At 62.1% G+C, this 6,481-nt stretch carries 6 protein-coding genes; all 6 read left to right on the forward strand.

The features are described 5' to 3' along the window. Window positions 1-65 precede the first annotated feature (65 nt). Window positions 66-1,085 (forward strand): arginine/ornithine succinyltransferase subunit alpha, encoded by a 1,020-nt coding sequence (gene aruF / locus SNL23_RS12985; protein WP_076015017.1) that lies wholly within the window; start codon window positions 66-68, stop codon window positions 1,083-1,085. A gap of 49 nt (window positions 1,086-1,134) precedes the next feature. After that, window positions 1,135-2,160, forward strand: a complete 1,026-nt coding sequence (gene astA, locus SNL23_RS12990; RefSeq protein ID WP_076015018.1) for an arginine N-succinyltransferase — start codon at window positions 1,135-1,137, stop codon at window positions 2,158-2,160. After that, window positions 2,157-3,626, forward strand: coding sequence for a succinylglutamate-semialdehyde dehydrogenase (gene astD / locus SNL23_RS12995; protein ID WP_318302420.1), 1,470 nt, complete (start codon window positions 2,157-2,159; stop codon window positions 3,624-3,626). The genes astA and astD overlap by 4 nt, the downstream gene beginning before the upstream one ends. A gap of 158 nt (window positions 3,627-3,784) precedes the next feature. Further along, window positions 3,785-5,131 carry an N-succinylarginine dihydrolase gene (gene astB, locus SNL23_RS13000; protein WP_167663718.1) on the forward strand — a complete coding sequence of 449 codons (1,347 nt, stop codon included), beginning with the start codon at window positions 3,785-3,787 and terminating at the stop codon, window positions 5,129-5,131. Between the two features lie 23 nt (window positions 5,132-5,154). Then, on the forward strand, window positions 5,155-5,445 hold the full coding sequence (locus SNL23_RS13005; protein WP_003214319.1) for a hypothetical protein: 291 nt from the start codon (window positions 5,155-5,157) through the stop codon (window positions 5,443-5,445). 11 nt (window positions 5,446-5,456) lie between these two features. After that, window positions 5,457-6,461, forward strand: coding sequence for a succinylglutamate desuccinylase (gene astE, locus SNL23_RS13010; RefSeq protein ID WP_318302419.1), 1,005 nt, complete (start codon window positions 5,457-5,459; stop codon window positions 6,459-6,461). The last annotated feature ends 20 nt before the right edge of the window (window positions 6,462-6,481 follow it).

The following is a 6,481-nucleotide window of genomic DNA, read 5'->3' on the forward strand; positions in this document are numbered from 1 at the left end:
CTCACTGATTTCAAGATCGTGTCCGGCATTTTTTCCTGTGAGTTTTCGAGTTAAGGAGTGACACCATGCTGGTGATGCGCCCCGCGCAAATGGCTGATCTGGGCGAGGTACAGCGTCTGGCTGCGGACAGCCCGATTGGTGTCACCTCCTTGCCGGATGATGTCGAACGCCTGAGCGACAAGATCGCCGCGAGCGAAGCGTCCTTCGCCGCCGAGGTCAGCTTCAACGGCGAAGAAAGCTATTTCTTCGTCCTTGAAGACACCGACGCCGGCAAGCTGGCGGGCTGCTCGGCCATCGTCGCTTCGGCGGGCTACTCGGAACCGTTCTACAGCTTCCGCAACGAAACCTTCGTGCACGCTTCCCGCGAGCTGAAGATCCACAACAAGATCCACGTGCTCTCGCAGTGCCATGACCTGACCGGCAATAGCCTGCTGACCAGCTTCTACGTGGTACCGGAGCTGGTGGGTTCGCCATGGTCGGAGCTCAACTCCCGTGGCCGCCTGCTGTTCGTGGCCGGCCACCCGGAGCGCTTTGCGGATTCGGTGGTTACCGAGATTGTGGGCTACAGCGACGAGAACGGTGATTCGCCGTTCTGGGACGCCATCGGCCGCAACTTCTTCGACCTTAACTACGCCGCCGCCGAGCGCCTGTGCGGGTTGAAGAGCCGTACCTTCCTCGCCGAACTGATGCCGCATTACCCGATCTACGTGCCGCTGTTGCCGGACGCTGCTCAGGAAGCCATGGGCCAGGTGCACCCACGGGCGCAGATCACCTTCGACATCCTGATGCGAGAAGGCTTCGAGACCGACCATTACATCGACATCTTCGACGGCGGCCCAACGCTGCACGCGCGGGTCTCGGGCATTCGCTCGATCGCCCAGAGCCGTGTGGTGCCGGTGAAGATTGGTGAGATGGCCAAGGGTGTCGGCCGCCAGTACCTGGTCAGCAACGGCCAATTGCAGGATTACCGCGCGGTGATGCTGGAACTGGACTATGCGCCGGGCAAGCCAGTGACCCTGGACCTGGAAACCGCCGAAGCCCTGGGCGTCGGCGAGGGTGCCAGCGTTCGACTGGTAGCGGTTTAAGAATGAGTTTCGCGGGTGGCCTGCAAGGCGGCCCGTTTGAGGAGATAGCATGATCGTTCGTCCCGTACGCAGCAGCGATTTACCGGCCCTGATTGATCTGGCGCGCAGCACCGGCACCGGCCTCACCACCTTGCCGGCCAACGAAGAGCGCCTGACCCATCGGGTCGGCTGGGCTGAAAAGACCTTTCGCGGCGAAGCCGGGCGCGGTGATGCAGACTACCTGTTCGTGCTGGAAAACGACGAAGGCCGCGTGGTGGGGATTTCCGCCATCGCCGGCGCCGTCGGCCTGCGCGAGCCCTGGTACAACTTCCGGGTCGGCCTGACGGTCAGCGCCTCCCAGGAGCTGAACATCTACCGTGAAATCCCGACGCTGTTTCTGGCCAACGACCTGACCGGCAACTCCGAGCTGTGCTCGTTGTTCCTGCACGCCGATTACCGCAACGGCCTTAACGGTCGCATGCTGGCCAAGGCACGCCTATTGTTTATCGCGGAATTTTCGCAGCTGTTCGGCAACAAGATCATCGCCGAAATGCGCGGCATGTCCGACGAAGCCGGGCGCTCGCCGTTCTGGGAAAGCCTGGGCCGGCACTTCTTCAAGATGGAGTTCAGCCAGGCCGACTACCTCACCGGCGTTGGCAACAAGGCGTTTATCGCCGAACTGATGCCGAAGTTTCCGCTGTACAGCTGCTTCCTGTCCGAGGACGCACGCAACGTGATCGGCAAGGTCCACACCGACACCGAGCCGGCCTTGAGCATGCTCAAGAGCGAAGGTTTCAGCTACCAGGGTTACGTCGACATCTTCGACGCAGGCCCGGCGGTGGAGTGTGAAACCACCAAGATCCGCGCGGTACGCGATAGCGAGGCGCTGGTGCTGGCGATTGGTACGCCGGGTGACGACGCCACGCCGTTCCTGATCCATAACCGTAAACGCGAAGATTGCCGCATTACCGCCGCACCGGCGCGGTTGGCTGCGGGCACCCTGGTGGTCGATCAACAGACCGCCAAGCGCCTGCAACTGATCGCCGGTGATCAAGTGCGCGCCGTACCGTTGTCCGCTGCCCGGGAGTCGAAATAATGAATTCGCTATACATCGCAGGTGAGTGGCTGGCTGGCCAGGGTGAAGTGTTTGAGTCGCTGAACCCGGTGACCCAGCAGGTCGTGTGGTCGGGGAATGGCGCTACCACCGAGCAGGTCGAGTCTGCCGTTCAGGCCGCACGCCAGGCATTTCCAGCCTGGGCCAAGCGCTCCCTGGAAGAACGCCTGAGCGTGCTGGAAGCCTTCGCCGCCAACCTGAAAAGCCGTGCGGACGAACTCGCCCGCTGCATCGGTGAGGAAACCGGCAAGCCATTGTGGGAATCGGCGACTGAAGTCACCAGCATGGTCAACAAGGTCGCGATCTCGGTGCAAAGCTACCGCGAACGTACCGGCGAGAAGAGCGGCCCACTGGGCGACGCCACTGCCGTGCTGCGCCACAAGCCCCACGGTGTGGTGGCGGTGTTTGGTCCTTACAACTTCCCGGGTCACCTGCCTAATGGGCATATCGTGCCGGCCTTGCTGGCGGGTAACACCGTACTGTTCAAACCGAGCGAGCTGACCCCGAAAGTCGCCGAGCTGACGGTGCAATGCTGGATCGACGCCGGTCTGCCGGCGGGCGTGTTGAACCTGCTGCAAGGCGCGCGGGAAACCGGGATCGCCCTGGCGGCCAACCCGGGTATCGACGGGTTGTTCTTCACCGGCTCCAGCCGCACCGGCAACCATCTGCACCAGCAATTCGCCGGGCGCCCGGACAAGATCCTCGCGCTGGAAATGGGCGGCAACAACCCGCTGGTGGTGGACGAAGTGGCCGATGTGGACGCGGCGGTGTACACCATTATTCAGTCGGCATTTATCTCGGCCGGCCAGCGTTGCACCTGCGCTCGTCGCCTGCTGGTGCCGGAAGGCGCCTGGGGTGATGCGTTGCTCGCACGCCTGGTGGCGGTGAGTTCGACCATTGAAGTCGGCGCGTTTGATCAAACGCCTGCGCCGTTCATGGGCTCGGTGATTTCCCTTGGTGCCGCCAAGGCGTTGATGGATGCACAGGAACTGCTATTGGCCAATGGCGCCGTGGCGCTGTTGGAAATGACTCAACCCCAGGCTCAGGCTGCGCTGCTGACGCCGGGGATTATCGATGTGACCGAGGTCACGGATCGCGCTGACGAAGAGCTGTTCGGCCCGCTGCTGCAAGTGATTCGCTACGCTGATTTCGAGGCAGCGATTGCCGAGGCCAACAACACCCAATACGGCTTGGCGGCCGGGTTGCTGTCGGATTCCGAAGCGCGTTACCAGCAGTTCTGGCTGGAAAGCCGTGCCGGGATCGTCAACTGGAACAAACAGCTGACGGGTGCCGCGAGCAGCGCGCCATTTGGCGGGGTAGGGGCTTCGGGCAACCATCGCGCCAGCGCCTATTACGCGGCGGATTATTGCGCGTACCCGGTGGCCTCGCTTGAGACCCCGAGCCTGGTGCTACCGGCGACGTTAACCCCAGGTGTGACGCTGATCTAAATGTGGGAGCGGGCTTGCTCGCGAAGGCGGTGTGTCATTCAACATTTCAGGTGACTGAACCACCGCTTTCGCGAGCAAGCCCGCTCCCACACTTGATTTGTGGTGTGTTCAAGTAATTTGATGCCTATAAAAATACAGATGTTCGTGGAGCCTCGCCGATGAAATCCTGTGAAGTCAATTTTGACGGTCTCGTGGGGCCGACCCATAACTACGGCGGTTTGTCCTACGGCAACGTCGCGTCCCAGAGCAACAGCCAGCAGTCCTCCAACCCGAAGGAAGCGGCGCTGCAAGGCCTGGCGAAGATGAAAGCCCTGATGGAAATGGGCTTTGTGCAAGGTGTGCTGGCGCCCCAGGAACGTCCGGATGTGGCCGCCTTGCGCAGCCTCGGTTTTGCCGGCACCGACGCACAAGTTATCCAACGGGCCGCCAAGCAAGCCATGCCGCTGCTGGTTGCCAGTTGCTCGGCGTCGAGCATGTGGGTGGCCAATGCCGCCACCGTCAGCCCGAGCGCCGACACAGCCGATGGCCGCGTGCATTTCACCGCCGCCAACCTCAACTGCAAATACCACCGCAGCATCGAGCACCCGACCACCAGCCGCGTGCTGGGGGCAATGTTCGCTGACCAGAAGCACTTCGCCCACCACGCCGCATTACCGGCAGTGGCGCAGTTCGGCGACGAAGGCGCGGCCAACCACACGCGTTTTTGCCGTGACTATGGCGAGGCGGGCGTAGAGTTTTTCGTGTTCGGCCGCAGTGCGTTCGACACCCGCTACCCGGCGCCGCAAAAGTACCCGGCGCGCCAGACCCTCGAAGCCTCCCAGGCAGTCGCTCGCCTGCACGGCCTGCGGGATGGCGGCGTGGTCTACGCCCAGCAGAACCCGGCGGTGATTGATGCCGGTGTGTTTCACAACGACGTGATCGCAGTGGGCAATGGCGAGGTGCTGTTCTATCACGAGGACGCGTTCCTCAATACCGAACAGATGCTCGGCGAATTGCAGGGCAAACTCGGCAAACTCGGCGGCAACTTCCAGTCGATCTGCGTGCCCCGGGCCCAGGTTGGCGTTGAAGACGCGGTGCGCTCCTACCTGTTCAACAGCCAGTTGCTGACCCGCGCCGACGGCTCGATGCTGCTGATCGTGCCGGAAGAGTGCCGTGCCAACGAGCGCGTCTGGCAGTACCTGCAAGGCCTGACGTCCTCGGGCGGGCTGATCCGCGAAGTCAAAGTCTTCGACCTCAAGCAAAGCATGCAGAACGGCGGTGGCCCGGCGTGCCTGCGCTTGCGCGTAGCGTTGAATGAAACCGAACTGGCGGCGGTCAACCCAGGGGTTATCATGACGGCGCCGTTGTACGACACCCTGACCCAATGGGTCGACAAGCACTACCGCGACAGCCTGCGGGAAACCGACCTGGCTGACCCGCAATTGCTGCTTGAGTGCCGGACGGCACTGGATGAACTGACGCAAATCCTTAAACTGGGCTCGGTTTATCCTTTCCAGATCAATTAACGCCGCACGGCTGAGAACTATTTATGACCACCGACACCCTGAAACTGATCCTTGAAGACACCGACGGCACCCAGCTGGAAACCTCCTGCACCCGCGTTGCCGTGGTGTGGCAGGGCAAGGAGATCTGGATCCAGCACGACGGCCGTGGCCAACTACTGATCGGCGTTGACGTGGAAGAAGGCGACGCGGAATACGCCAACCTGCTGATGCGCCCATTGGCCACCAACCTGATGAGCCTGCAACTGGAAATGGAACCAGCCGACGTTGAAGGTGATGACGACGATCACGTCCACGGTCCTGGCTGCAACCACTAAGGAAGCCGCTTATGCTCGCCCTCGGCAAACTGCTTGAACTGACCCTCGCCGGTCGCGAACCGGCGCAAAAAATTCAACTGACTGTCGATGGCGTGCAACTGCGCTGGCTCAGTGAGGGCGCGCTTGAAGTGCGGCCTCCTGAGGCGCGGGACAACGGCAGCGACGTGCTGCTGTCGTCCGGCATCCATGGCAACGAAACCGCGCCAATCGAATTGGCCGACCGCTTGCTGCAAGGCATTGCCCGCGGGGAGATCAAGCCCCGTACCCGTATTCTGTTCCTGTTCGGTAACCCCGAGGCCATGCGCCGCGGCGAACGTTACCTCGAACTGGACGTCAACCGGCTGTTCAACGGCCGTCATGAACAAAGCGTCGGCCCTGAAGCCATGCGCGCCGCCGAGCTTGAGCAGTTGGCCCGCACCTTCTTCAGCGTGCCAGGGCGTAGCCGTTTGCACTACGACCTGCACACCGCCATCCGTGGATCGAAGATCGAGCAGTTCGCGCTGTACCCGTGGAAAGACGGTCGCCAGCATTCGCGTGCCGAGCTGGCGCGCCTGCGAGCCGCCGGCATGGAAGCGGTGCTGCTGCAGAACAAGACCTCGATCACCTTCACCGCGTTTACCTACGAGCAGCTTGAGGCCGAGTCCTTCACCCTGGAGTTGGGCAAGGCCCGGCCGTTCGGGCATAACCAGGGCGTGGACGTGTCACGTCTGGAAACCCGTCTCAAGCAGATCATCGAAGGCAACGAGCCGACCACCGAGAGCCTGGACGGCTTGAAGCTGTTCAGCGTCTCCCGGGAAGTGATCAAGCACAGCGATGCCTTCGTCCTGCATTTGCCTGCGGACGTGGAAAACTTTTCGGAGTTGGAGAAGGGGTATCTATTGGCCGAGGACATTGCCAAGACCCGCTGGGTGATCGAGGAGGAGGGCGCACGCATCATCTTCCCGAACCCGAAGGTCAAGAATGGCTTGCGGGCCGGGATATTGATTGTGCCGACCACGGATGCTGGCCTGGCCTGAACCCCGAGACTGACTCGGCC

Source organism: Pseudomonas sp. SED1 (genome assembly GCF_034044025.1).
Lineage (GTDB): Bacteria > Pseudomonadota > Gammaproteobacteria > Pseudomonadales > Pseudomonadaceae > Aquipseudomonas.